This is a genomic window from Brevibacillus thermoruber 423, assembly GCF_000454065.1.
Lineage (GTDB): Bacteria > Bacillota > Bacilli > Brevibacillales > Brevibacillaceae > Brevibacillus > Brevibacillus thermoruber.
This window is the reverse complement of record NZ_KE695653.1, coordinates 338,117-361,373: the sequence shown is the minus strand read 5'-3', so window position 1 is coordinate 361,373 and position 23,257 is coordinate 338,117. Positions and strand designations below refer to the sequence as shown.

19 protein-coding genes and 1 pseudogene are annotated in these 23,257 nt (G+C 51.6%); 13 read left to right on the top strand and 7 right to left on the bottom strand.

All coding sequences use genetic code 11. The features are described 5' to 3' along the window. Positions 1 to 65: 65 nt before the first annotated feature. The 4 genes from M516_RS0119020 (at position 66) to M516_RS0119005 (ending at position 5,561) form a co-directional block, all read left to right on the top strand. A complete protein-coding gene (locus tag M516_RS0119020) occupies positions 66 to 1,568 on the top strand; it encodes a malate:quinone oxidoreductase (RefSeq protein WP_029100526.1) in 1,503 nt (500 codons plus the stop codon). Positions 1,569 to 1,947: 379 nt separating this feature from the next. Then, positions 1,948 to 4,020: a BglG family transcription antiterminator gene (locus tag M516_RS0119015; protein WP_029100525.1), complete on the top strand. Its 2,073-nt coding sequence runs from the start codon at positions 1,948 to 1,950 to the stop codon at positions 4,018 to 4,020. Then, entirely contained in the window at positions 4,017 to 4,292 is a 276-nt protein-coding gene (locus tag M516_RS0119010) for a PTS sugar transporter subunit IIB (RefSeq protein ID WP_029100524.1), read from the top strand. The genes M516_RS0119015 and M516_RS0119010 overlap by 4 nt, the downstream gene beginning before the upstream one ends. 6 nt (positions 4,293 to 4,298) lie before the next feature. Beyond that, positions 4,299 to 5,561 carry a PTS ascorbate transporter subunit IIC gene (locus tag M516_RS0119005; protein WP_029100523.1) on the top strand — a complete coding sequence of 421 codons (1,263 nt, stop codon included), beginning with the start codon at positions 4,299 to 4,301 and terminating at the stop codon, positions 5,559 to 5,561. 102 nt (positions 5,562 to 5,663) lie between these two features. Here the strand turns inward: M516_RS0119005 and M516_RS0119000 are convergent, their stop codons facing one another. The 5 genes from M516_RS0119000 to M516_RS0118980 form a co-directional block, all read right to left on the bottom strand. Continuing rightward, positions 5,664 to 6,476: a MetQ/NlpA family ABC transporter substrate-binding protein gene (locus tag M516_RS0119000; protein ID WP_029100522.1), complete on the bottom strand. Its 813-nt coding sequence runs from the start codon at positions 6,474 to 6,476 to the stop codon at positions 5,664 to 5,666. 66 nt (positions 6,477 to 6,542) lie between these two features. Beyond that, positions 6,543 to 7,304 carry a class II aldolase/adducin family protein gene (locus tag M516_RS0118995; RefSeq protein ID WP_029100521.1) on the bottom strand — a complete coding sequence of 254 codons (762 nt, stop codon included), beginning with the start codon at positions 7,302 to 7,304 and terminating at the stop codon, positions 6,543 to 6,545. 42 nt (positions 7,305 to 7,346) lie between these two features. Then, positions 7,347 to 8,621, bottom strand: a complete 1,275-nt coding sequence (locus tag M516_RS0118990) for a nickel pincer cofactor-dependent isomerase, group 22 (RefSeq protein ID WP_029100520.1) — start codon at positions 8,619 to 8,621, stop codon at positions 7,347 to 7,349. Between the two features lie 89 nt (positions 8,622 to 8,710). Beyond that, a complete protein-coding gene (locus M516_RS0118985; protein WP_029100519.1) occupies positions 8,711 to 9,886 on the bottom strand; it encodes a UxaA family hydrolase in 1,176 nt (391 codons plus the stop codon). Then, positions 9,873 to 10,184 carry a UxaA family hydrolase gene (locus M516_RS0118980; RefSeq protein ID WP_029100518.1) on the bottom strand — a complete coding sequence of 104 codons (312 nt, stop codon included), beginning with the start codon at positions 10,182 to 10,184 and terminating at the stop codon, positions 9,873 to 9,875. Before M516_RS0118980 ends, M516_RS0118985 begins: the two co-directional genes overlap by 14 nt. Positions 10,185 to 10,533: 349 nt before the next feature. Here M516_RS0118980 and M516_RS23940 point away from each other — a divergent pair. From M516_RS23940 to M516_RS23930, 7 genes and pseudogenes are all read left to right on the top strand, one after another. Then, positions 10,534 to 11,634 (top strand): annotated as a pseudogene (locus tag M516_RS23940) (IS256 family transposase). 227 nt (positions 11,635 to 11,861) lie between these two features. Next, positions 11,862 to 12,101 (top strand): PCYCGC motif-containing (lipo)protein, encoded by a 240-nt coding sequence (locus M516_RS26365; protein ID WP_081656615.1) that lies wholly within the window; start codon positions 11,862 to 11,864, stop codon positions 12,099 to 12,101. 65 nt (positions 12,102 to 12,166) lie between these two features. Further along, entirely contained in the window at positions 12,167 to 12,661 is a 495-nt protein-coding gene (locus M516_RS25280) for a hypothetical protein (RefSeq protein WP_152523438.1), read from the top strand. 358 nt (positions 12,662 to 13,019) lie between these two features. Beyond that, on the top strand, positions 13,020 to 13,922 hold the full coding sequence (locus M516_RS23935; protein WP_051188302.1) for a sigma-E factor regulatory protein RseB domain-containing protein: 903 nt from the start codon (positions 13,020 to 13,022) through the stop codon (positions 13,920 to 13,922). Positions 13,923 to 14,462: 540 nt separating this feature from the next. Next, positions 14,463 to 15,467, top strand: coding sequence for a FecCD family ABC transporter permease (locus tag M516_RS0118960; RefSeq protein WP_238551005.1), 1,005 nt, complete (start codon positions 14,463 to 14,465; stop codon positions 15,465 to 15,467). 5 nt (positions 15,468 to 15,472) lie between these two features. After that, a complete protein-coding gene (locus M516_RS0118955; RefSeq protein WP_414625781.1) occupies positions 15,473 to 16,492 on the top strand; it encodes a FecCD family ABC transporter permease in 1,020 nt (339 codons plus the stop codon). A gap of 21 nt (positions 16,493 to 16,513) precedes the next feature. After that, on the top strand, positions 16,514 to 17,338 hold the full coding sequence (locus M516_RS23930; RefSeq protein ID WP_051188301.1) for an ABC transporter ATP-binding protein: 825 nt from the start codon (positions 16,514 to 16,516) through the stop codon (positions 17,336 to 17,338). A gap of 64 nt (positions 17,339 to 17,402) precedes the next feature. Here M516_RS23930 and M516_RS23925 read toward each other — a convergent pair whose 3' ends face one another. Further along, on the bottom strand, positions 17,403 to 18,257 hold the full coding sequence (locus M516_RS23925) for an ABC transporter substrate-binding protein (RefSeq protein ID WP_081656604.1): 855 nt from the start codon (positions 18,255 to 18,257) through the stop codon (positions 17,403 to 17,405). Between the two features lie 14 nt (positions 18,258 to 18,271). Then, positions 18,272 to 18,856, bottom strand: a complete 585-nt coding sequence (locus M516_RS0118940) for a nitroreductase family protein (protein WP_035290211.1) — start codon at positions 18,854 to 18,856, stop codon at positions 18,272 to 18,274. 484 nt (positions 18,857 to 19,340) lie between these two features. Here M516_RS0118940 and M516_RS0118935 point away from each other — a divergent pair, with 484 nt between their 5' ends. Both M516_RS0118935 and M516_RS0118930 read left to right on the top strand, forming a co-directional pair. Beyond that, positions 19,341 to 21,092 carry an ABC transporter ATP-binding protein gene (locus tag M516_RS0118935; RefSeq protein WP_029100514.1) on the top strand — a complete coding sequence of 584 codons (1,752 nt, stop codon included), beginning with the start codon at positions 19,341 to 19,343 and terminating at the stop codon, positions 21,090 to 21,092. 14 nt (positions 21,093 to 21,106) lie between these two features. Further along, the gene (locus M516_RS0118930; protein WP_029100513.1) at positions 21,107 to 23,215 is read left to right on the top strand and encodes an ABC transporter ATP-binding protein; all 2,109 of its coding nucleotides are present in this window, start codon (positions 21,107 to 21,109) and stop codon (positions 23,213 to 23,215) included. Positions 23,216 to 23,257: the final 42 nt, after the last annotated feature.

Sequence of the window (23,257 nt, the reverse complement as noted above, 5' to 3'; positions counted from 1 at the left end):
AGGCGGGGGCCTTCCTTTTGTATGTCTAAGCAGGAGCGCCTACTCTTTTAAAAGGAAGGGGTATCATGAGCAATATCCAGAAGAAAACAGACGTTATCTTGATTGGTGCCGGAATCATGAGCGCGACTTTGGGAACATTGCTGAAAGAGTTAGCACCGGAATGGGAGATCAAAGTGTTTGAGAAACTCCCAGTCGCAGGTGAAGAGAGCTCTAACGAATGGAATAATGCAGGTACGGGCCATGCTGCTCTATGCGAGCTTAACTATACACCCGAAAAATCTGACGGGTCTGTCGATATTAGCAAAGCGATAAGAATCAATGAACAATTTCAGCTTTCCAAACAGTTTTGGTCTTATCTGGTGAACCGTAATCTGATTCGGAATCCGAAAGACTTTATCATGCCCATTCCTCATATGAGTTTCGTACAAGGGGAAAAGAATGTAGCGTTTTTGAAAAAACGTTTTGAAGCGCTGTCGAACATCCCGCTGTTTAAAGGGATGGAGTATTCCGATGACCCTGTCACATTGAAGGAATGGTTTCCGTTGATCATGGAAGGCCGTACCGTGAATGAACCGATCGCGGCCACAAAAATCGATTCGGGAACGGATGTCAACTTTGGTGCGTTGACACGCATGCTGTTTGACCACTTGAAGAATCAAAACGTCGAGATCCGCTACAAGCATCAGGTTAAGGATATTACGCGTGCGAGCGACGGCTCGTGGAAAGTAAAAGTACATGATCTCGACAGCGGTAACATCGAAACCCATACGGCAAAATTCGTGTTTATCGGCGCTGGGGGCGGAAGTCTGCCGCTGCTGCAAAAAACGGGGATTCCGGAGTCGAAACGGATTGGCGGATTCCCGGTAAGCGGACTGTTCATGGTATGTAAAAATCCGGAAGTGATCGCCAAGCATCATGCAAAAGTATACGGCAAAGCCAAGGTTGGCGCTCCACCCATGTCTGTTCCGCATCTGGATACCAGGTATATTGATAATCAAAAAACGTTGCTGTTTGGACCGTTTGCCGGCTTCTCACCAAAATTCCTGAAAACGGGTTCCTATTTTGACTTGATCCGTTCCGTAAAACCGGATAACGTCCTGACGATGCTGGCGGCAGGCGTAAAAGAGATGAAATTGACCAAGTATCTGATCCAGCAAGTTCTGTTATCGAATGAACAGCGCATGGAAGAACTGCGCGAGTTTATTCCGACCGCCAAAAGTGATGATTGGGATATCGTGGTAGCGGGCCAACGTGTGCAGGTGATCAAGGATACAAAGGAAGGCGGCAAAGGAACCCTTCAATTCGGTACGGAAGTGGTTACTGCCGCTGACGGCTCGGTAGCCGCGCTGCTTGGCGCTTCTCCAGGTGCTTCTACGGTCGTTCATGTGATGCTGGAGGTATTGGAAAAATGCTTCCCGCAGCAGATGACAGAGTGGAAACGGAAAATTAAAGAAATGATTCCGTCTTATGGTGTGTCACTCGTGAAAAACCCGGATCTTTTGCAAGAAATTCAGACGTCAACCGCGCAGACGCTGGGTCTGACCGAAAAAGAACTTGTCTATAGTTAAAAGTTAACGCAACATTTTTTAAAGAGATTGAAAAGGAAATGATTGAAAAAACGTAAGACATTGCATATATTGGAAATGTAACACCGAACTTTTAATCTGCCTGCGGATTAAAGGTTCTTTTTTTTGGAGAGGCTGCGGCGAGCCGTACATCCGGCAAGCCAGGAATCAGTCGATCAGAGAGAGTTCCCGGTTCATGTCCATATCGTCCGCAGCGACAGGCGGGCTTTTTTGTTTTGAGTACAATTTTTGCACAATCTCATGGGGTAAATTCGGTCTAACTGTGCAGGCAGAATTGATGTAAAGTAAAGCCATAGAGACGATGCCAGTCAATCTCCTGTGCAGCAATTTGTGCATGATTTTGTGCTAAAAGGTGGCCGCCATGTTAGACAAAAGAACAATGCAAATGTTGCAGCTTCTTGTGCAGTCTCATCATTACCTGTCCGTCAAAGAACTGATGGAGCATTTCTCGATTTCACGAAGAACGTTGTACTACGATATCCATAAAATCAATGATTGGCTCAAAGAAGCAGGTCTGCCGCAAGTCCAGTACATCTATGCGAAAGGCTATTATCTGGACGAAAGCAGCAGACAGGCAGCGGCCCGGATCATCGGGGAAAAGAAGCCGAATGGCTATGCCCTGCGTTCAGGAGAAAGGCAAGTTTATTTGCTGCTGTATGTACTTCTGGCGAACAAACGCATTACCACTCACGAGTGCATGGAGAAAACAGGCGTCAGCCGCAATACGATTCTAAACGATCTAAAGAAGATCAAAGAGGAAGTGGAAAAGCACGGCTTGAGCCTCTCGTACTCCTATGCGAACGGGTATGAAATTACCGGCGATGAATTGACGATCCGCAATGTGTTGAGTCATTATGTCCATTCCCTGCTGCATGATGGTCAGGAGCTGCTTTTGCAAGATCTCCATGAGGATGATACAGACGTCCCGATTCCCGACATCATCCTGCAATGGTTGAACGAATGCGAAAAGCATTTGCAGGTTCAATTTGCCGAGGATACGACGAAGTCATTAAGCTATCTCTTTACGTATTATGTAAAGCGGATAATGGGCGGGAATGCGATTGCGTTTCCGCAAAGACAGATCAAGCGCATTGTGGAGACCAGGCATTATCAAGTCATCCAAACACTGGAACGTGTCTTGCCGCTACAGCTCCCGCAGGATGAAAAATGTTATCTGGCCACATTGTTGTTAAGTGCAAAAGTGAATGAATTCGGGCAATCAGCGGAAACGAATGAAATTCCCGCTTTAAAACAGGCGATTGCGGATATGGTTGATCTGTTTGAAATGCGAGCCTGTGTTGTATTTGATCAGCGCGTTCAGTTGGAACGCAATTTGTATATTCATCTGCAGCCAGCCTATTATCGGTTCCTTTACGACATGGACGTGACCAACCCGTTGAAAGAGGTGATTCAACGCCAATACCGTGATATCTATGAACTCACGAAAAAAAGCATTTCCCCCTTGGAGCAGTTGGTCGGCAAATCGATTAGCGATGACGAGATTGCCTATATAACGGTTCATTTTGGGGGATGGATGCGCCGGCAAGGAATCACCGCAACCACCCTGAGGCGGGTATTGCTGGTATGCGCAAACGGGGTTGGCACGTCGCGCATACTGGTTCAGCAACTGGATGGTTTATTCTCCAACATCGATCTGCTTGGGCCGATCACCCTTAGGCAATATGAGCACTTTCAAGAAGACGTGGATCTGGTTGTTTCTACAACAAAAATCGCGAACCCGCGTCATCGGATCATTTTGGTGAACCCGATTTTAACAGATCGAGACAAGGTTCAGTTACTCAATGAAATGGAAGCGGTTTCCCATAGTGCGCCCTCCCATATAACGGCGCAAACGATCGTAGATATCGTGAAAAAATATGCGGTCGTGGAAAAGGAAGATCAGTTGGCAGAGGAAATCAGGCAGGTGCTGCACCAGCAGAAACAGATAAAGAGGGAGAGAAAACCTATGCTTGACGAGTTGTTGCAAGAAGAATGTATTCAGCTAAAGGACTCCGTGAGCGATTGGAAGGAAGCGATTCGTCTGGCAGCCGAGCCGCTCCTGAAAAGTCAGTCCATCACAGAGGCGTATGTGCAAGCGATGATTGCCAATGTAGAAGAAAATGGTCCCTATATCGTGATCGCGCCCAAGGTGGCGCTGCCGCATGCGAGACCGGAGCAAGGGGTAAATCGAATCGGAATGAGTTTGCTTCGGTTGAAACAGCCGGTTTCATTTTCGGAAACGCAGGTGCGTGAAGCACAGCTCATCATCGTACTGGCCGCTGTCGATAATGAAACCCATCTACAAGCATTGGCCCAACTGTCGATGATGCTGTCGGAAGAAGACAATATCGACAGGATCATTGGCGCCCATGACAAGGAAACCATTCTTCACTATATCTCAATGTATTCCAATAACAGGGGGAATGAAGCATGAAAAAGATTTTGGTTGTATGCGGAAATGGATTGGGCAGCAGCTTTATCGTGGAGATGAACGTAAAGAAAATCCTGGGGGAAATGGGTATTCAGGCGGATGTATCCCATACCGATCTGGCCACCAGCAAAACCGAGCAGGCTGATGTGTATCTGGGCTCAAAAGATATTGTCGGTCAATTGGAAGATGGCAAACGCTACGTGATTGGCTTGCAAAACATTTTAAACCAGACAGAGATCAAGGAAGCATTACAACAATATTTCACGAAGGAATGATGACCGATGCTCAACGTAATCATGAAAGACATCCTGGGCACACCGTCAATATTGGTAGGATTGTTTGCCCTGGTCGGTTTGCTGCTGCAAAGAAAAGGCGTGGCAGACGTCGTATCGGGAACCTTGAAAACCATCATGGGCTTTCTGATCCTGGGAGCCGGTGCAGGGATCTTGGTCGGCGCATTGGGATCTTTCGGGAGCATGTTCGACAAAGCATTTCAAATCCAAGGGGTCATTCCAAACAATGAAGCCATTGTAGCGCTCGCGCAGCAAACATTTGGCGCGGAAACGGCGTTGATCATGCTGTTTGGGATGATCGTCAACATCTTGCTGGCCAGATTTACTCCCTTTAAATACATTTTCTTAACCGGTCATCATACCATGTTTATGGCGTGCCTGATTGCCGTCATTTTATCCACTGGCGGTGTCAAAGGCTTCCCGATGGTTGTCATTGGATCGCTGATTCTTGGAGCCTTGATGGTCCTGTCTCCTGCCATGCTGCAGCCTTTTATGAGGAAAGTCACGGGCACCAATGACATTGCGATGGGGCACTTTGGCTCCATCGGTTACCTGGTAGCAGGTTATATCGGAAAAGTCGTGGGGAACCCGGAAAAATCGACAGAAGATATCAAAGTGCCAAAATCGCTCGGTTTTTTACGGGATACGTCGGTTTCCGTCTCGTTAACCATGACGATCTTGTTTGTCATCGTGGCCCTCGTGGCGGGACCGGGCTTTGTAGAAGAGAAATTGAGCGCAGGTCAACATTATCTGGTGTATGCAGTATTGCAAGCGATTACGTTTGCAGCAGGTGTGTACATTGTCCTGGCAGGGGTACGGATTTTGCTCGCGGAAATTGTGCCTGCATTTAAAGGGATCGCGGATAAAGTGGTGCCAAATGCCATCCCGGCACTGGATTGCCCGACGGTCTTTCCGTTCGCATCCAATGCGGTTGTCATCGGATTTTTCGCAAGCTTTGCAGCGGGGCTTGTCTCCATGTTCCTTCTGCCCCTTTTCGGATTGAAAGTCATTGTCCCAGGTCTTGTCCCGCACTTCTTTACAGGGGCTGCAGCCGGCGTGTTTGGAAATGCGACAGGCGGACGCCGCGGCGCCATTGCCGGGGCATTCGTCAACGGCCTCTTAATCAGCTTTTTGCCGGCGATGCTGCTGCCGGTGCTGGGCTCTCTCGGGTTTGAAGGCACCACGTTTGGTGATGCGGACTTCGGGATTGTCGGGATTCTTCTGGGGAAAGTAGTGGCCCTGTTTAACTAATAGGATTACGTGCACCCCTTCCAACCGTATGGAAGGCAAGGTACGGTTGGAAGGGGTCTCATTACGCCTGTTTCCGGGTACAGCTCTGTCACACCCTGCGTGTTACCAGGAAGTGATAATCACGCCGTCATAGGTTTCCTCGATGAACTTCTTCACTTCGTCGGAACGGTACAATTCCACCAGCTTGTGATAGAGCGGATTGTCCTTGTCCTTCTCATTCGTCGCAATATAGTTGACGTATCGGGACGAATTCTCCATGAAGATGGCATCCCGTTTCGGTTTGTACCCTTCCTTCAAGGCGAAATTGGAGTTAACGGTCGACGCATCAAGGCTGTTCAGTGTACGCGCCAGCAGCGCCGCATCCAGCAGCTTGAACTTGAAGTTTTTGGGATTTTCTACGATATCCGCCGGCGTCGCCTTGTCCACATCCACGCCCGGTTTTAATTTGATCAGACCGGCCTGCTCGTACACATGAAGGGCGCGCGACATGTTCACCGGGTCGTTTTGCAGACCGAGCGTGGCTCCTTCGGGAAGATCTTCGAGCTTTTTGTATTTTTTCGAGTAAATGCCCATCAGGAAGGTGACCGTTTTTCCAATCGGGACAATCTTCGTGTTATGATCCTTGTTGTACTGGTCCATAAACGGAATCGTCTGATAGCTGTTGACGTCGAGCTGTCCCGACGTAAGCGCCCGGTTTGGCGTGATATAGTCATTAAAGACAACCGTCTCCACATGGATTCCCTGTTTGGCGGCCAACTCTTTTACTTTGTTGATGATTTCTTCATGCGGCCCTGCGGTTACGCCCACCTTGATGGTCGTCTCTTGTCCCTGCGATGCGTCCTGCTTTCCGCCGCAGCCCACAAGTGAGGCCAGCAGAACGGCAGCCAGGATAATGCCCGACACCTTTTTCTTCATGTCTCCCTCTCCTCTCCGATCCGATGCCTTTCTGTTTCTTCTCTGTATCGTTCCTCGAACATTTTTTTATTCCAGCAAATCCGGTTGTTCTTTCACGATGCTGTTCCAGTACGGTTGAAAGCTGAACCAGCCGATATCTTCACTGCCGATTTGATTTCGCGTAAGCTGTGCGATGTGGCTGGGAATGAGAACGGGTTTGCCCGCCGCCTCGGCCAACAGTTGAACCTTGCACGAACGATCCATCGTGATAAACCACCACGCGGCGGAATCCACCGTTTTTCCGACGGTCAGCAGGCCGTGATTTTGCAGGATAATCGCTTTCTTGTTGCCCAGGGCTTCCGCAATTTTTTCTCCATCGCTTTTTTCCAGCACTTCTCCGGTATAGCTGTTAAAGATGGCGTGATCATTGTAAAAATAGCAGGAATCTTGCGTAATCGGATCGAGCAGTCGCCCTAGTGTCGACCACGCTTCGCCGTAAATCGTGTGGGCGTGAGCAGCGGCAACGACATCCGGTCTGGCGGCATGAACGGCCGAATGAATGGCAAACGCCGCCTGGTTCAGAACGCCTTTCCCTTCGATGATCTCCCCTTTGTGATTCACAAGGAGCAAATCCGACACTTTTATCGAGTTGAAGTGGAGTCCCATGGGGTTTACCCAGAAATGATCCGGATATTCCGGGTCACGGGCGGTAATGTGCCCGGATACGCCATAGTCATAGCCCATCTGGGCAAATACGCGAAACGCTCCCGCAAGCCGCTCTTTCCGATAGCGGCGTTCTTCTTCCACCGATGTAAAGACAGGGGCTCCCGGTCGTTTAAAATGGTCCATGTACGATCCACTCTCCTTCATGATTTCTATGGAAATGAATGATTACCAGGTGAGATTCCCGTTTTCATCAAAGGTAAACGGGCGCCGTTCGTTGGTGATCGTGAAACGGGGATCATGCTTCAACGCTTCGGCTATGTTTGCCGAGACCCAAAATTCTGAGAGATGAAGCGTGTCCTGAATCCGCACCACACGCGCCTGGTCCGGTGGGGTTAACGTCGCTGCCTTTAACCCTACCGCCAGCAGTTCCTTGTCATTCTCGAGAATCATGGGGATTTTGCAGCTGTCAAACACCCCGGCTGTAATGACGTTGGCGTAGGTCACCTGCAAATCGATTTTTTCAAAGCATCGCCTGGTCGTTACATCCGCCATGCCAATGCCCGATGCGTTGCCATGCGTCTCCTTGGTCAAATCAAGAACCGCAATCCGTTTGATCTGCGGGACGTCCTCAAATGCCACACCCGCCGGTGAGCGTCCGGTGACATTGGGATCCATCCCTTCTCCGCTGATGTCTTTTCCGATCTGATCCACGATCAACAGGTCGATCGGGTCAATATTGATCTTTGCCAGCAGTTGTTTGGCGCGCATGAGAAGTTTGGGCTCTTCGGTGGCAATCCGTTCCTTGGGGACAATGTGAATACTTTCCACTTCATCGTAGCTGTTCTCAATGATGGATACCGCGAAGCCCACAGGGGCATGGTCTGCGATAAACTGCCCGATTTTCGGAATGAGCGTGGCAAACGCCGGAAAGCCCGCCTTATGGATCGTGGCCGCCCCTTTATGCTTACCCAGACCAATCGCCAGCATTTTATAAATGCCGCTTTCGACACGTCCCTTAAAATCGGTATGCGGCTTCACCCGACAGATGGGGATGATCAGATCGCTCTCATAGGCCGGCCTGCTTATATAAACAGGAACGTCATCGACAACCCCCAATTCCAGCGTTTCCATGGAGGCTTCAATGGGAATGCCCATGGTCTCCTCCGTAATCCCGTAATGACGGAGGACACCTTTCTGCCCCTCCGGTGTCGCGCCGCCGTGACTGCCCATGGAGGGAACGATAAACGGTTTCGCTCCCATTTCACGCAGAATGTCGACGACAGTGCGCACGATGAAATCCAGGTGGCGGATCCCTCTGCTGCCTACTGCCAGTGCGATGTTCATATCCGGTTTGATCATGCGTTTGATGGCCGGATCGCAGATGCGATCCCGGAGAATTTGTCTGATTTCCGCCTGATCGATCCGGGTCGAATCAAAATGCTGATGCACTTTCACCATGATCGGACTGTCAAAATCCAATCCGCCTTCCAAAATGGCCATGGTCATCAACTTCCCTACCGTATTTGTTGGTGCTGTTCAGAAAATATGCGAGTGAACCGTGAAACTTGTCCCTGCAAGATAACCGGCATTTAGAAAGTTGAACCGATACGCCAAATGCCAAAGTCGTCCTGCCCGAGAATTTCCGCCTTGGTCATCTTGCCTGAGGCGACCTGATAGATCTCTTGCATAATGCGCTCGCCGACCTGTTCGATCGATTCCAGGCCTTCGATAATGGTTCCCGCGTTGAGGTCCACGTTATCCCGCATGGTTTCATACAGGCGGGTATTGGTCGAAATTTTAATAACCGGCGCAATCGGCGACCCTGTCGGAGTTCCGCGACCGCTCGTAAAGAGGACAATCTGTGCTCCGCCGGCGACCATGCCTGTGAGCTGCTCAATGTCCTGACCGGGCGTATCCATCCACACGAGACCTTTGCGGGTCGGAGTCTCCGCGTAATTGACCAGCTCCTGCAGCGGTCGGCTGCCAGCCTTGCTCGCAGCGCCGAGCGACTTTTCTTCCAAGGTGCTGAGACCGCCTTTGATATTGCCGGGGCTCGGATTTCCCTTGCGAATATCCACCCCCATTTTGATCGCCCGGTTTTCCATTGCGTTTATCACTTCATATACGCGCTTGGCTACCTGATCATTCACTGCCCGTTCGGCGAGCAGGTGCTCCGCCCCGATCAACTCTGTCGTCTCGGCGATGATGGCCGTTCCGCCCAAATCGACGATCCGGTCGCTGACATAGCCAACGGCGGGATTGGCGGAAAGCCCCGAGCAGGCATCCGAGCCGCCGCACTCTGTCCCCACGATCAATTCACTCATCGGACAGGGTTCCCGAAGCTGCGCCGACGCATCCTGCACCATCTGCGCAGCGATCTTCGCTCCTTGCGCGATTGCCATCAAGGTGCCGCCGTGATCCTGAATGGACACCACTTCAACAGGTTTGCCGATTTTCGCAATCTCCTCGGCGACGCTGCGTGCCTGATGCGTCTCGCATCCGAGTCCCAACACGACGACGCCATACACATTGGGGTTTGCCCCCATGCCCACATAGGTCCGAAAGGTTTGCTCGTAGTCGGCACCCAACTGTGCACAGCCATGCTGATGGATGAACGTAACCGTTCCCCTGACGAGATCGGTAATGCGCTTTGCCGCCTGCGTCGCACACGTAATGGTCGGAAGAATCAATACGTGATTGCGTATGCCAACCCGTCCGTCTGAACGGCGATACCCCCAAAAGTGATCCGGATTACTTGATGCCACGTAAATCCCCCCTGGCTCTTTTGCCTTCGATATTGTGGACATGTACATGTTCGCCTGGCGAAATATCGCGTGTGGCAATGCCAATCACTTCTCCGTATTTGCGAACGTCGCTGTCCTTGGCGATGGGAACGACCGCAAACTTATGGCCAAAATCAATGGGGTCGTTCAGCGTAACGGAAAACGTCTGCCCCTGGCAGGTGACGCTCACGACAGAGCCTGCCGGAATAGGCTCAAGGGCAACCGCGACGTGGTCGTGCGGGTTCAACATGACGGTTTTGTAGGGCTGCGTTTGGCTCATGATCGTTCCCCCTTTCTGGCTGTACTTGCATGCCCGTCTTTCGCTCTTGGGAGGGTCCACACACCATCTTGCTTGTTGAGATGGGGAAGATTCCAAGCGCTCAGTTTTCATGTATTTTCACAATTTTAAAAACTACTAATCGAATTTATCATACCTAATTACTCGGAATTTATCAATGTATGTTCGAGCTTTATATGTAGGATGAGTTCATGTGATTGAACGGGTTGGAAAAAAGTTGAGCCCATATAATTGTGTAAAAACGGAGTCTCTTTAAAATAAGAGAGCCATTTCAAAAACCCTCGGTTAGAATGAAGTTTGCGGACACCATTCTAAGAGAGGAGTTTTTGTTATGGCTCAACACCAGATTACTGTAGATTCACAACTTTTGCAGCAACTTTTTCTCGGAAATTCGCAGGATTCGGAGGTGGCCAGCTGTTGGAATCGGTATTGAATCAGGTATTGCAGGCCCAGGCTACGGAACAGCTGTCTGCGGAACCGTACGAACGTACAGATGAACGTCAAGGATATCGAAACGGTACAGATCCTCATCTACTGATCACGCGGGTGGGAACAATCACCAAGTTTCGCAAATCACGGAGGAACTGTGTGGAACCGAGTTCTCTAAATCTACTGTTTTCGATCTGTGTAAACGCCTAGATCCGATTGTAACAGCTTGGAACAACCGAACACTACGAAAGAGCGTCTACCCATTTCTCATTGTAGATGCCCTCGTTTTAAAGGTGCGTGAAGAGGGGCGTGTTCGCTCTCGCGGCGTGATGTTGGCCTATGGTGTAAACACAGAAGGCTACCGAGAAGTCCTTGGACTGATGTATGGAGATAGTGAAACAGAGATCAGTTGGAGCGAGTTTTTTAGCTGGCTGAAAGAGCGAGGCTTACGAGGCGTAGAACTGATTGTGTCCGATCAACATGGTGGGCTCGTACGAGCTATTCGTACCCATTTTCAAGGGGTGACGTGGCAACGGTATCAGACTCATTTATGCGAAATATCCTCGACGCCACCCCCAAGCAGTTGCAGAAGGAGTTGTATCCCCGTGTTCGTGCGATTTTGGAAGCACCTGATCTTGAGACGGCCCGGTTATTGTTGCAACAAACAGTGGAAATATACGAGGCCAAAGCTGCAAAGGCGATTTCCGTTTTGGAGAATGGTTTTGATGATGCCACAGCCGTTCTTCTGCTGCCCGAAAAGTACCGCAAAAGACTTCGGACAACAAATGGCATGGAGCGACTCAACGAAGAAATTCGCCGACGAGAACGTGTCATTCGCATTTTTCCTAACCGTGAATCTGTGATTCGCCTGATCGGGGCTTTGCTTATGGAGATAGACGAAAAATGGGCAAGCGGTAAGAAGTATTTCGATATGGAAGAGTATTTGGAATGGCGAGAAACGCAGGCAACAAAAGTGGTGTCTAAAGTGACGCGCATTGGCTAATTTTTTTCAAACCGAGGGGAATTTACACACGAATATGGACTTGATCGTTTTACCTGAAGAACTTGAAAACGAAATAGAGAGTAAAAAAGGATATTCGTTTATTTTTTTCCCCAACTTGTGGTCATTGTAAAAGGACAACACCTGTTATTGGTAAAATAAATAATGAAATGTAAATTGATATGAAGCAGTACAATTTACTTGAATTCAAAGATGGCTGAAAATACAATATTACAGCAACACCTACAGCTGTAAGGTCATATCAAGAACTATTAAAGAAAGTCCCGTGCTATTGTGGATGCATTGATGAGGAGCTTAAGTCTCATGAGTCCCATCAGTCTCATAAATCGCTTTACCATTGCTTTAATCAAAAACAAGAATCAGACAAGATCTACTGGACCGATCATGGAGCTAACTGTGGAATAAGTCTACAAGAATTGGAGGATGTAACTAAAAAAGACTTTTATTAATGAATCATACAAATTTTGAATATAGAATCAGGTTGTCTAATAATAGCGGATATAAGGGGGAAAATATGAGGAAATTCATTTGTGGCATGTTACTATTATCTATTTGTATGTTAACTGCATGCAGCAAAGGAACTGTTAACGGAACAGGAGATAAAACTGAGCAAAATACATTAAGTTCAAGTATTCAAGAGTCTATACTAAACTTAATCTCCTCTATAGATATTTCAATAAAAACGATGACAAAAGGTACCAAGTCTAACGAGGTTGTTGTTTTTGCGAACTTTCCATCTAGGGAGATGGATCTTGAGAGAAAATTGACAGCTTTACGTATTGTTAATCAAGTTATCAGAGATAATCCTTCTGTTACTACTATTACTTTATGGGATGATGAAATTTCAGCAAAAGAGTTTGCTGAAGATGGTGCGCAAGATGTAGAATGGGAAGGATTTAACCACCGTGTAGCTTTCGCAAACAAAGATGAACATGGAACAAGGGTCTTTTACGCTATAGGAAGAGATGATTTTGAAGATATTTCATTTGGTATGGCTCCAGTTGAGTAAAAAATGCTGCTTTTTATGATATGACAAGAAAAAGAAAAAATAGTAAAATTTGAACATAGCATTTGTATTCGCAGTATCTTTTCAGGCAATCCTGCCAGTCTACCGAACGTATTCGGTTAACAAGAATCGACCAGTTGGTCGCATGAAGGGTTATTCCGCCATGCTTCTAGCTGGTCGTTTTGTTGTGACCGGAGAAATGTTGAAGGAGGGGAGGGAAAAAAACAGATAATCATGAAATCATTAAGTTAGAAAGATTTGGAGGTCACAGCATGGAAAAGAAAGATAAAGTTAAGGATGTTTGAAGATAAGTCTAATGAAGTTTGGAAGAACTCCTTTATTAATGTAGAGGAGGTTAAGTATGAAAAAATCAGTCTATTTTTTGGGCGTGCTAATGATCATCTGTTACGGCTGTACAAATAGTACGGCTCAAGACCATACGAGAGAACCCGCTGTACAATCACCTGCACCAGATTCGCACCAAGTGGACCACGCAACGAAAACGAAAGAACAACCCGCCGTCTATGAACCTCCGAAGAAACAGGAAAACTACGATCATCTGACACAAACAGAAGTGCTCACGAAACTCCTGAATACCGTGGACAACTTTGATACGGCAGTGGGGAAATTTGAACTCCTGCGAAACGGATATACCACGCTGGTTGAATATAAGATTGCGCCGACAAGCGGCTACAGTAAAAGTACGCATGTTGATAAAAATTCCGGGAAATCGCGCATTCAACATATCTACTATCGGGACGGCAACGTTTGGCTTGTGGATGAGGAAAGGAAAGCAACCCGACGGATGAGGTACAATGCCGATCGTCATGCGGGAACACTTGAGCCGCAGCAGGCTTTTGGCAAGGATTCGCACGGAAACAACGTGACCCGTTACCGTGAACGTCCACCAATCGGTGCTGCGCAGACTTCGTTGTTTCCTTATGAAATTGCATCCAACTTTACAAGGGATTTGGACAAATGGGAAATTGAAAAACAAGATGAACAACTGCTGGACCATAATACCATCGTATTGAAAGGAATTCTGAATGAGGCTGCATCCAGAAAACAAGGTGCAAGCACGTTTCGTTTCTGGGTTGATAAAGATTCCGGGATTCTTGTGCAGTTTGAACTATACAATGCAAAGGGGGAAGTTGTCGACTACCTCCACCCCATTGAACTCAACGTGAATGTCCCGATTGATCGAAAAGAACTGGAATCGAATGTAGAGAGCTTGTTACAAAAATACCCCGTTGAAAACGAATAGACAAACTGCTTCGTTTCCCGACAACTCCTTGCCATTGAAACCGAATGCGCAGCTCTTCCTTTATTACTCAGAGGGGGTACCAGGGAATGCGACTGCAAAACAAGGCCGTCATTCATTTTACGATCATATCATAATGTGACAGCCGAGATCGGGTTTGCCCTGTTTCGCACGGATAAGGGTACTTATGTATACAAAACGTCGGATGGAGGGTTCACCTGGGAACTGATTCCCTCACGAATAACGGAATCGTGAGACGATGGCGGATGGATTTGCCATTCGTACGGATCGCAACGTCCGCGTATGGCAAAAAGCGAGATCCCCTTCAGCAGTACGTTGACTGCACACGTGCGAGATCCCCTCAAGGGGTCTCGCTGTTTTGTTTGCAGGAGAAAGGTTCTAGCAAGAAACGGCTAGATTATTGACAGGTGCAAATGAAAACCATTATCATTAACCTGTCTAACGTAGCAGTGACAATCATGATTACTGAATGAATGGAAGTGGGTTGCACAAATGTCAGCAGCGTCCAAACCAAAAACTCACATGCAAACCCGGCCCGTCCTGGCTTTGTTCATTCTCCTCGGCGGGTTGATACTGCTTGCGCTTGGTTTGACCCTTTCGATTTCAGTCGGTGCAGCCGACATTCACCTGCTGACGGTATGGGAAGCGGTCTTTCATTTTCAGCCGGATTTGACACAGCACCAAATCATTCAAGAATTGCGATTGCCTCGGGCGCTGTGCGGAGCGATGGTTGGCGCCGGTTTTGCCGTGGCGGGAGCGATCATGCAGGGGATGACCCGCAACCCGTTGGCAGACCCCGGCCTTCTCGGTGTGAATGCCGGTTCGGGCTTTGCGTTGGCGCTTTGTTTTGCGTTGTGGCCCGGCCTGCCTTTTCCGTACGTCATCCTGTTCTCCTTCCTCGGCGCCGGGCTGGGGGCAGGGCTGGTGTATGGAATCGGTTCATTGGCCAAAGGAGGACTGACTCCGGTCAGGCTGGCATTGGCTGGCGCAGCCGTTAGCGCCCTGCTCGTGGCACTTAGCGAGGGCGTGGCGATCTACTACCAGGTGGGGCAGGAGCTGGCCTTCTGGTACGCAGGTGGCGTTGCGGGAACCACGTGGCTTCACATCAGGATCATGTTCCCGTGGATTGTGGCTGGGTTGATCGCGGCGCTGATGCTTTCCCGTTCCATCACGGTGCTTAGTCTGGGAGAAGAAATGGCCGCCGGTTTGGGACAGCGAACGGGTCGTGTCAAGCTCGCCGGTGCCGTGATCGTTCTGATCCTGGCGGGGGCGGCGGTGTCTACGGTCGGCATGATCGGCTTTATCGGATTGGTCATCCCTCATGTGGCACGTTTTTTGGTAGGCGTAGACTACCGGTGGATCATTCCGTGCTCCGCGGTGCTGGGCAGTTTGCTCATGGTGTTTGCCGATATCGGAGCGAGAATGATCAATCCGCCTTACGAAACGCCGGTAGGCGCCCTGATTTCCCTGATCGGCGTGCCCTTTTTCCTCTACCTTGCCCGTAGGGAAAGGAGGGAATTGGGATGAAATCCATGCAGGCAGGAACCATGGAACACCGGCGAAAAATCCGCGCAGCCCAGGTCATGGCTGTGCTGGGCGCATTGATTCTCGCGGCGTTTCTCATCAGCATGAATACGGGTTTTATCAAACTTTCGCCGTGGGATGTCATGAAGACGCTGGTGGGCGCAGGCACCGAGAAACAGGAGCTTGTCTTGTTTGACTTTCGGCTTCCTCGTATCGTTCTTTCCGTCCTGGTGGGAGCGGGGTTGGCTGTCTCCGGGGCGATATTGCAAGGCGTTTCCCGGAATGCACTGGCTGATCCGGGCTTGTTGGGAATCAGCGCAGGGGCAGGCCTCGCGGTGATCCTGTTTATTTCCTTTTATCCGATGACGGAAGGCGCTCCTGTTTACCTGCTGCCGTTATGTGCGTTTGCAGGCGCTTCCCTGACCGCCGCCGTCATTTACTCCCTGGCCTTCCGAAAAGGACAGGGCGTTGCGCCGACACGGCTCATTCTGGTGGGGATTGCGGTTTCCGCGGGCATTAGCGCCGCCATGATCGTCCTCACGATCAAACTGAATCCCGAAAAATTCCAATTTGTTTCCGTTTGGCTGGCCGGCAGCATCTGGGGAGCGAACTGGCACTTTGTCATGGCTTTGCTGCCCTGGCTCATGATCCTGCTTCCCTATGTCATGGTGAAGGCACGGGTATTGGATATTCTTCGCTTGGGAGAACCGCTCGCGATTGGCCTCGGAACTTCCACGGAACGGGAACGGATCAGACTGCTTGCCGCAGCGGTTGGTTTAGCGGGCGCAAGTGTGGCGGTCGGAGGTGGCATCGGCTTTGTCGGTCTCATTGGGCCTCATCTGGCGAGGCGGCTGGTCGGTCCCCATCACCAGTATCTGATCCCCGCTTCCGCACTGGCGGGAGGGCTGCTCCTGATCGTTGCGGACACACTGGCCCGCTGGATTCTGCAGCCTTCGGAGATTCCCGTCGGCATTGTCGTGGCCATTATTGGCGCACCGTACTTCATCTATTTGCTGATGAAGACCTGATGAATGGAGGCGTAAGTATTTATGGGACGTCTGTACGCAAAGCAGGTAGATATCGCCTATGGTGATCGCATCATTGTGGAACAGTTGAGTCTGACCATTCCTACGGGGAAAATCACGGCTCTTGTCGGTGCCAACGGTTCCGGGAAGTCTACGATTCTCAAGACGCTGGCGCGGATTATGAAGCCGAAAGACGGGGCCGTTTTCCTGGACGGGAAGGCCATTCACAGCCAGTCGACCAAGGAAGTAGCGAAGCAGCTTGCCATTTTGCCGCAAAATCCAACGGCCCCCGACGGGCTTACCGTCTCCGAGCTGGTCGGCTACGGGCGGTTTCCTCACCAGAGAGGATTCGGTTCGTTGACGCAGGAAGACAAGCGAATCATTCAGTGGGCGATTGAGGTCACAGGCATCGTGGAATTTCGTGACCGCCCGGTTGAACAACTGTCCGGTGGGCAGCGGCAGCGGGCATGGATCGCCATGGCGCTGGCCCAGCAAACCGATTTCTTGTTTCTCGATGAGCCCACGACGTTCCTGGACATGGCTCACCAACTGGAAGTTCTCGAACTGCTGCACAAGCTGAATCAAGAGGAACAGCGCACGATTGTCATGGTGGTTCATGACCTGAACCATGCGGCGCGTTACGCCCAGCACATGATCGCGATCAAAAAGGGCAAGGTCGTTTGCGAAGGCGCTCCCGATCAGGTGATGACGCATGACGTGCTGCGTGAAGTATTCGGGATTGAAGCGGATATTGTTGCCGACCCCCGAACGGGGGTGCCGCTGTGCCTGCCGTATGGGTTGGCGCATGCATCGGTTGAACGAGCGCATTCGCATGAAAAAGGGGCATGACCCCGATGCCATCAAACGAACACGGTACATTCGACGGAAAAAGGTTGGATGTACCGTGTTTTTCTTATAGGAAAAGGGCATGCGTTCCTCGCCAGGGAAAGCGTAAGGCACAGAAAAACCCTTCCACGCGTTCGGTGGAAGGGCACAAGGCCCAATATGCAAACAGCGGTTGGAAGGTTGCGCTGTTATCCGGGAAATGCGCAGGTTTATGTAACCCCAGGTCATTGTACAGCACATCGAAGTTTTTCGCGCCGTAATAACGAAGTTCCTTGGCCGTTACACGCAAGAACATAACGGTTTCATTGCCGATCGCTTTGGCGATTTTTTCCCGTGCGTCTTTGGCTTTCTGCTCATAGGCTGCAATGACTTGTTTGGCCTCGTCTTCTTTTCCTACGATTTCAGCCGTCTTGATGAACGTTTGCCGCCAATCCTTCACGCCGTCTTTGGTTTCAGCGGGCTTGATGATGACGGTTGGCGCAATTTTGGACAACTGTTCGTAGACTTTGGCAAAAGCATCGCTAGCCACGATCAAGTCGGGCTGGGCATCCACGACCGCTTCCAGATTCGTAGAATTGACCAGCCAGCCCAAATTGACGGTGTTGGTCATGCGATCCTTCAAATACCAGGAAAACTCTTTACTTTTCGGTCCGCCGCTAACGGCCGCGTAGGGTGTTTCGTTCACGGACAGAAGAAAATCGATCATCGAAGGAAACAGAACCGCAATTTTTTCAGGTTTGGCCTTGATCACCGTTTCTCCCATCTCATGCTGGATGGTTCGGGATTCTTCCTGGGCTGGCGCTTTCGGTTCGGTTGTCGCAGCGGGGGCTGCTGTCTCCGAAATGCCGCTGCAGGCCGTCAGGAGAATGATAAGCGCGCAAAGAAGCAGGGCAATCCATGGTTGACGTGAATAAAGCAACATCAGATTCCTCCGTGTTATGGCTTCAGATTTTCAAACAGGGTGAGTTTCTCTTCAGCGGGCGTACGCGGTTTTGGTTCCGGAATCTGTTCGCTGTCGAAAAATCCCAGATGCAGAAACCCGACGATTTTCTCTCCGGGTTTTACCCCCAGCAGTTGGCGAACCTTGGGGTCCCAGTTGTGGTTGTTGGTTTTCCACACGACGCCAAGTTTCCGTTCCCATGCCAGCAGCTGAAAGTTCTGGATCATGGCGGCTGATGCCGCAAAGTCTTCTTCCCATTGTTTCGGTCGAGGGTCTTCCGACATGATGACAATCAAAAAGGCGGAAGCCTGCGCGTGAAAATAGGTGCGCATCTTGTCCTGCTGATCGTTCGGAAAGGCCTGAAGAAGATACTCGATGAAGCGTTCCTTTTCGTCTGTGGACACGAACAGAAAACGCCAAGGCTGCCTCAACCCGTGAGTGGGGGCCCAGACGGCGTCATTGAGAAGATCGATGATCAGTTCCTTGGTAACAGGCTCATTCGTAAAGGAACGTATCGTTCGTCTTTCACGAATGATTTTGGCTATGGAAGTTGGTTCTTCCGCTCGCACGTGCTTCACCATTCAGCCACCACCTTTCACTGATAATGAAAATCATTATTACGAATCCATTATAATGGGGTTCATGCCAAGAAACAAGCAAGAAATGATAGGGGTTCTCGCATTCGCCTCAACTGCCGGGGCAGTGAACAGTAGCGATGGCCGGTCACGGGAACACGGGAAAATCAATTGACAGATTCATCCATTCGTGATACCGTACCAGTATACGCAAAGGATGAAATTTTCTGGAAAGGGGGCTGTCTGTCATGATCAGGATTTGGATTCCGTTTGATGCCGGTCGCAACTCCATATCTCATGACGTGACCTCCCTCCTGACGCGAAGAGCAGTACGGTGCACACGAGCCCTTTTCGCTGCGTAAGCGTAAGCAGGCGCAGGTCACGCACCCTCGTGGCATGCGCTTTTCCTATCGTTGACTCGCTGTGACAAAGCACACCGCTTTCGAGTGGTGTGCTTTTTTGTCTGGAAATGAATGAGGAGGGGAACAACATGCTGTCGGTCATACGAAAGCTCGGATGGTTTTTCAGGCAGGAGTGGAAACGGTATACGCTGGCCGTGTCGCTGCTCATTTTTGTCGGCATCCTGGAGGTGATGCCGCCGATGATGGTGGGCCGCTCGATTGACGCCATTCAGCACGGTACGCTGACGTGGGCAGGGATGACGCAGACGCTGCTCTTGCTGGTCGGCATCGCGGTGGTCGTGTACCTCATCACCTACGTGTGGATGTATCAGTTGTTTGGAGGGGCGTTCGTGGTGGAGCGGCTGATGCGGTCGCGGCTGATGCGCCATTTTCTCAAGATGAGCCCGCCCTTTTTTGAACGGAACCGCACGGGTGACCTGATGGCGCGGGCGACGAACGACCTGCAGGCGATTTCGCAAACGGCCGGCTTTGGGATTTTGACGTTCATTGACTCCACGGTTTGGATGGCGACGCTCCTGGTGACGATGATTGCGTTTGTCTCCTGGAAGCTGACGCTGGCGGCCATTTTGCCGCTGCCGATCATGGCGGTCCTGATCCGTTTTTACGGGAAATGGATGCATGCGCGGTTTACGGCGGCGCAGGACGCGTTCGGGGAGATGAATGACGGAGTGCTGGAGACGATCTCGGGCATTCGTGTGATCCGGGCCTACGTGCAGGAGCGGGCGGCGGAGAAGCATTTTGCCGACGTGACCCGGGACGTGCTGGAGAAAAATCTGGCCGTCGCCAGGATCGACTCCCTGTTCGAGCCCACGATCAAGATGTTTGTCGGGGCCAGTTACCTGATCGGGCTTGGGTACGGGGCCTCCCTGGTCTTTCACAACGAATTGACGATCGGCGGGCTGGTGTCCTTCAACGTGTACCTGGGCATGCTGATTTGGCCGATGTTCGCGATCGGCGAGATGATCAACGTGATGCAGCGGGGCAATGCCTCTCTGGACCGGGTCACTGAAACGCTCGGCTGTCCGCCTGACGTTCCCGAACCGGAGGAGACGATCGCGGTGGAACGTCCCGAACGGATCGCATTCAAACACGTGACGTTTCGTTATCCGACGTCTGCCGTCAACAATTTGGAGGACGTGACCTTTACTCTGGAAAAGGGGCAGACGCTGGGGCTGGTGGGACGCACCGGCAGCGGCAAAACGACGCTCGTCAAGCAGTTGCTGCGGGAATATCCGCCGGGAGAAGGGGCCGTCACCATCTCCGGCATCCCGATCGACCGGATCGACATGGACCGGCTGAAATCGTGGTACGGGTATGTGCCGCAGGAGCAGTTTTTGTTCTCAAGAACGGTGAGGAACAATATTGTATTTGGCAATGGCGGCGCGACAGCGGAGCAGTTGGACGACGCGATCGCGGCATCGGCCTTCCAAAAGGATTTGGCTTACCTGCCGCACGGGTTGGAAACGCTTGTCGGGGAAAAAGGCGTCGCGCTCTCGGGCGGACAGAAACAGCGGGTCTCCATCGCGCGGGCGCTGATTGCCGATCCGCCCATTCTCATCCTGGACGATGCGATGTCGGCGGTGGACGCGCGGACGGAAGCGGAGATCATCGCCAACATCCGCCGGGCGCGTGCCGGCAAAACGACGATCATCACGGCGCACCGGCTCTCCGCCGTTCAACACGCCGATCTTATCCTGGTGCTCGACGAGGGACGGATTGTGGAGCGGGGCACGCACGATCAGCTTATGGAACAAGGCGGCTGGTACAAGGAGCAGTTTGAACGCCAGCAAGTGGAAGCAAAACTGACCGGGAGCGGGTGAAACAAAACGTGAGTATGGAGAAGGAACAGTACGATTTGGAGATGGACCGGACCGCCGGCAGCCTGGCCAAGACAGGCAGGCGGCTGATGCGTTACGCGCTGCATTTCAAAACCTCGCTGATCCTGGCGCTGCTCATGCTGGCCGTCGCCGTGGGCACGGACCTGGCCGGGCCGCTCATCGCCAAGCGGATGATCGATGTGCACATTTCCGGCATCGAGCAGCCCTGGTACGAGACGAAGGTGGAAGGGCCGTATGCGGTCGCGTACGGCGAAACGCTGTACAAACGGGCGGACCGCTTTGCCGCCGACGAGCCGCGCGGTGCGGAGGTCAGGGTCCTGCAGGTGAACCGGGATTACTATTTTGTCGAAAGCCCGCTTGCTTTTGACGGCGATCGATCCATCACGGAAAACGGGCGCTTGATGATCACAAAAGGGGAGCAGATGAAGACCTATGAAGCGCGCAGGCTGACTGCCGGGGAGATGTTCATGTTTTTCCGCCCGGAGATGAACGGGCTGCTTGACCTCTGCCGGGTCTATTTCGGGCTGCTCGTCATCTCGGCGCTGTTCAGTTACGGTCAGCGGTACCTGCTGCAGGCTACGGCCAACCGGATCATCCGAAAAATGCGGACGGACGTGTTCGCTCACATTCACCGGCTGCCGATCCGCTATTTTGACAATCTGCCGGCGGGAAAGGTCGTGTCGCGGATCACCAACGACACGGAATCGATACGAGAGCTGTACGTATCGGTGTTGGCCAACTTTTTTACCGGTTCGATTTACATGATCGGGGTGTTTGCCGCCCTTTTCGTGCTGGATGTCCGGCTGGCGGCGATCTGCCTGTTCATCGTGCCCGTGCTGGCGGTGTGGATGTACGCCTACCGGCTGTTCGCCAAGCGGTACAACCGCGTCATTCGCTCCACCGTTAGCGAAATCAACGCCATGATCAACGAATCGATCCAGGGGATTGCGGTGATTAAGGCGTTTCGCCGGGAGAAACAAACGGAGCGGGAGTTCGAGGAGTACAATACTCGCCACTTCACGTACCGGAGCAAGCTGCTCAGCTTGAACGCCCTGACCGGCCACAATCTGGTCGGGGTGATCCGGACGATCGCCTTTGTGGCGCTGATCTGGTATTTTGGCGGCGTCTCCATCGCCGGAGCGGAGGGAGCGATCTCGCTCGGCGTGCTGTATGCGTTTGTCGATTATCTGAACCGGCTGTTCCAGCCGATTGTCGGTATTGTGAATCAACTGCCCAACCTGGAGACCGCGCTTGTCTCCGCAGAGCGGGTATTCGTCCTGCTCGACGAGGAGGGCGAAGACGTCTCGGACCAGAAGATGGAGCGGTACCGGGGGAAAGTGACCTTCGAAGACGTATGGTTCGCCTACAAGGATGACGAGTATGTGCTCAAAGGCATTTCGTTTGAGGCGATGCCGGGACAGACGGTGGCGCTGGTCGGACATACGGGGTCCGGGAAAAGCTCCATCCTGAATCTGCTCTTCCGTTTTTATGACGCAAGCCGCGGACGTATTGCCATCGACGATCGGGACATTCGCGAGATGCCCCGGCAGACCGTGCGGGAGCACATGGGCATCGTGCTGCAGGACCCGTTCCTGTTTACGGGAACGATCGCGTCCAACGTGTCGCTGGGTGATCCTGCCATCTCCCGGGAGCGCGTGGAAAAGGTGCTGAGCGAGATTGGAGCGGATCGCCTGCTCAAGCATTTGCCCAACGGCATCGACGAGCCCGTGGTGGAAAAAGGCAGCACCCTGTCGGCGGGCCAGCGGCAGCTCATTTCGTTTGCCCGCGCGCTTGCATTTGATCCCGCCATCCTGATCCTGGACGAAGCCACCTCCAACATCGACACGGAAACGGAAGCGATCATCCAAGAGGCGTTGGACGTGGTGAAAAAGGGGCGGACGACGTTTATCATCGCGCATCGGCTGTCGACGATCAAACACGCCGATCTGATTCTCGTCCTGGACCGGGGCGAAATCGTGGAGCGGGGAGACCACGAGACGCTGATGAAGCTGGGCGGCCGCTATTATCACATGTATCAGCTTCAGCAGGGAGAGCGGGTGTCATTCAGCGAGACGACGGGGACACTGTCTCCGGGCATGGTGTAAACCGCGCAAGAACAAACTCCCTCGCAGCCGCAGCCGGCAGAG

Excerpts from the sequence above, each read along its gene's own strand:
- M516_RS0119015 (WP_029100525.1), top strand. The coding sequence starts at position 1,948 with ATGTTAGACAAAAGAACAATGCAAATGTTGCAGCTTCTTGTGCAGTCT.
- M516_RS23925 (WP_081656604.1), bottom strand. The coding sequence starts at position 18,257 with ATGTTGCTTTATTCACGTCAACCATGGATTGCCCTGCTTCTTTGCGCG.
- M516_RS0119005 (WP_029100523.1), top strand. The coding sequence starts at position 4,299 with ATGCTCAACGTAATCATGAAAGACATCCTGGGCACACCGTCAATATTG.
- M516_RS0118960 (WP_238551005.1), top strand. The coding sequence starts at position 14,463 with ATGCAAACCCGGCCCGTCCTGGCTTTGTTCATTCTCCTCGGCGGGTTG.
- M516_RS0119000 (WP_029100522.1), bottom strand. The coding sequence starts at position 6,476 with ATGAAGAAAAAGGTGTCGGGCATTATCCTGGCTGCCGTTCTGCTGGCC.
- M516_RS0118930 (WP_029100513.1), top strand. The coding sequence starts at position 21,107 with ATGGAGAAGGAACAGTACGATTTGGAGATGGACCGGACCGCCGGCAGC.
- M516_RS0118980 (WP_029100518.1), bottom strand. The coding sequence starts at position 10,184 with ATGAGCCAAACGCAGCCCTACAAAACCGTCATGTTGAACCCGCACGAC.
- M516_RS0118990 (WP_029100520.1), bottom strand. The coding sequence starts at position 8,621 with ATGGCCATTTTGGAAGGCGGATTGGATTTTGACAGTCCGATCATGGTG.
- M516_RS0118955 (WP_414625781.1), top strand. The coding sequence starts at position 15,473 with ATGCAGGCAGGAACCATGGAACACCGGCGAAAAATCCGCGCAGCCCAG.
- M516_RS0118935 (WP_029100514.1), top strand. The coding sequence starts at position 19,341 with ATGCTGTCGGTCATACGAAAGCTCGGATGGTTTTTCAGGCAGGAGTGG.
- M516_RS25280 (WP_152523438.1), top strand. The coding sequence starts at position 12,167 with ATGAGGAAATTCATTTGTGGCATGTTACTATTATCTATTTGTATGTTA.
- M516_RS23935 (WP_051188302.1), top strand. The coding sequence starts at position 13,020 with ATGAAAAAATCAGTCTATTTTTTGGGCGTGCTAATGATCATCTGTTAC.
- M516_RS0118940 (WP_035290211.1), bottom strand. The coding sequence starts at position 18,856 with ATGGTGAAGCACGTGCGAGCGGAAGAACCAACTTCCATAGCCAAAATC.
- M516_RS23930 (WP_051188301.1), top strand. The coding sequence starts at position 16,514 with ATGGGACGTCTGTACGCAAAGCAGGTAGATATCGCCTATGGTGATCGC.
- M516_RS0118995 (WP_029100521.1), bottom strand. The coding sequence starts at position 7,304 with ATGGACCATTTTAAACGACCGGGAGCCCCTGTCTTTACATCGGTGGAA.
- M516_RS0119020 (WP_029100526.1), top strand. The coding sequence starts at position 66 with ATGAGCAATATCCAGAAGAAAACAGACGTTATCTTGATTGGTGCCGGA.
- M516_RS0119010 (WP_029100524.1), top strand. The coding sequence starts at position 4,017 with ATGAAAAAGATTTTGGTTGTATGCGGAAATGGATTGGGCAGCAGCTTT.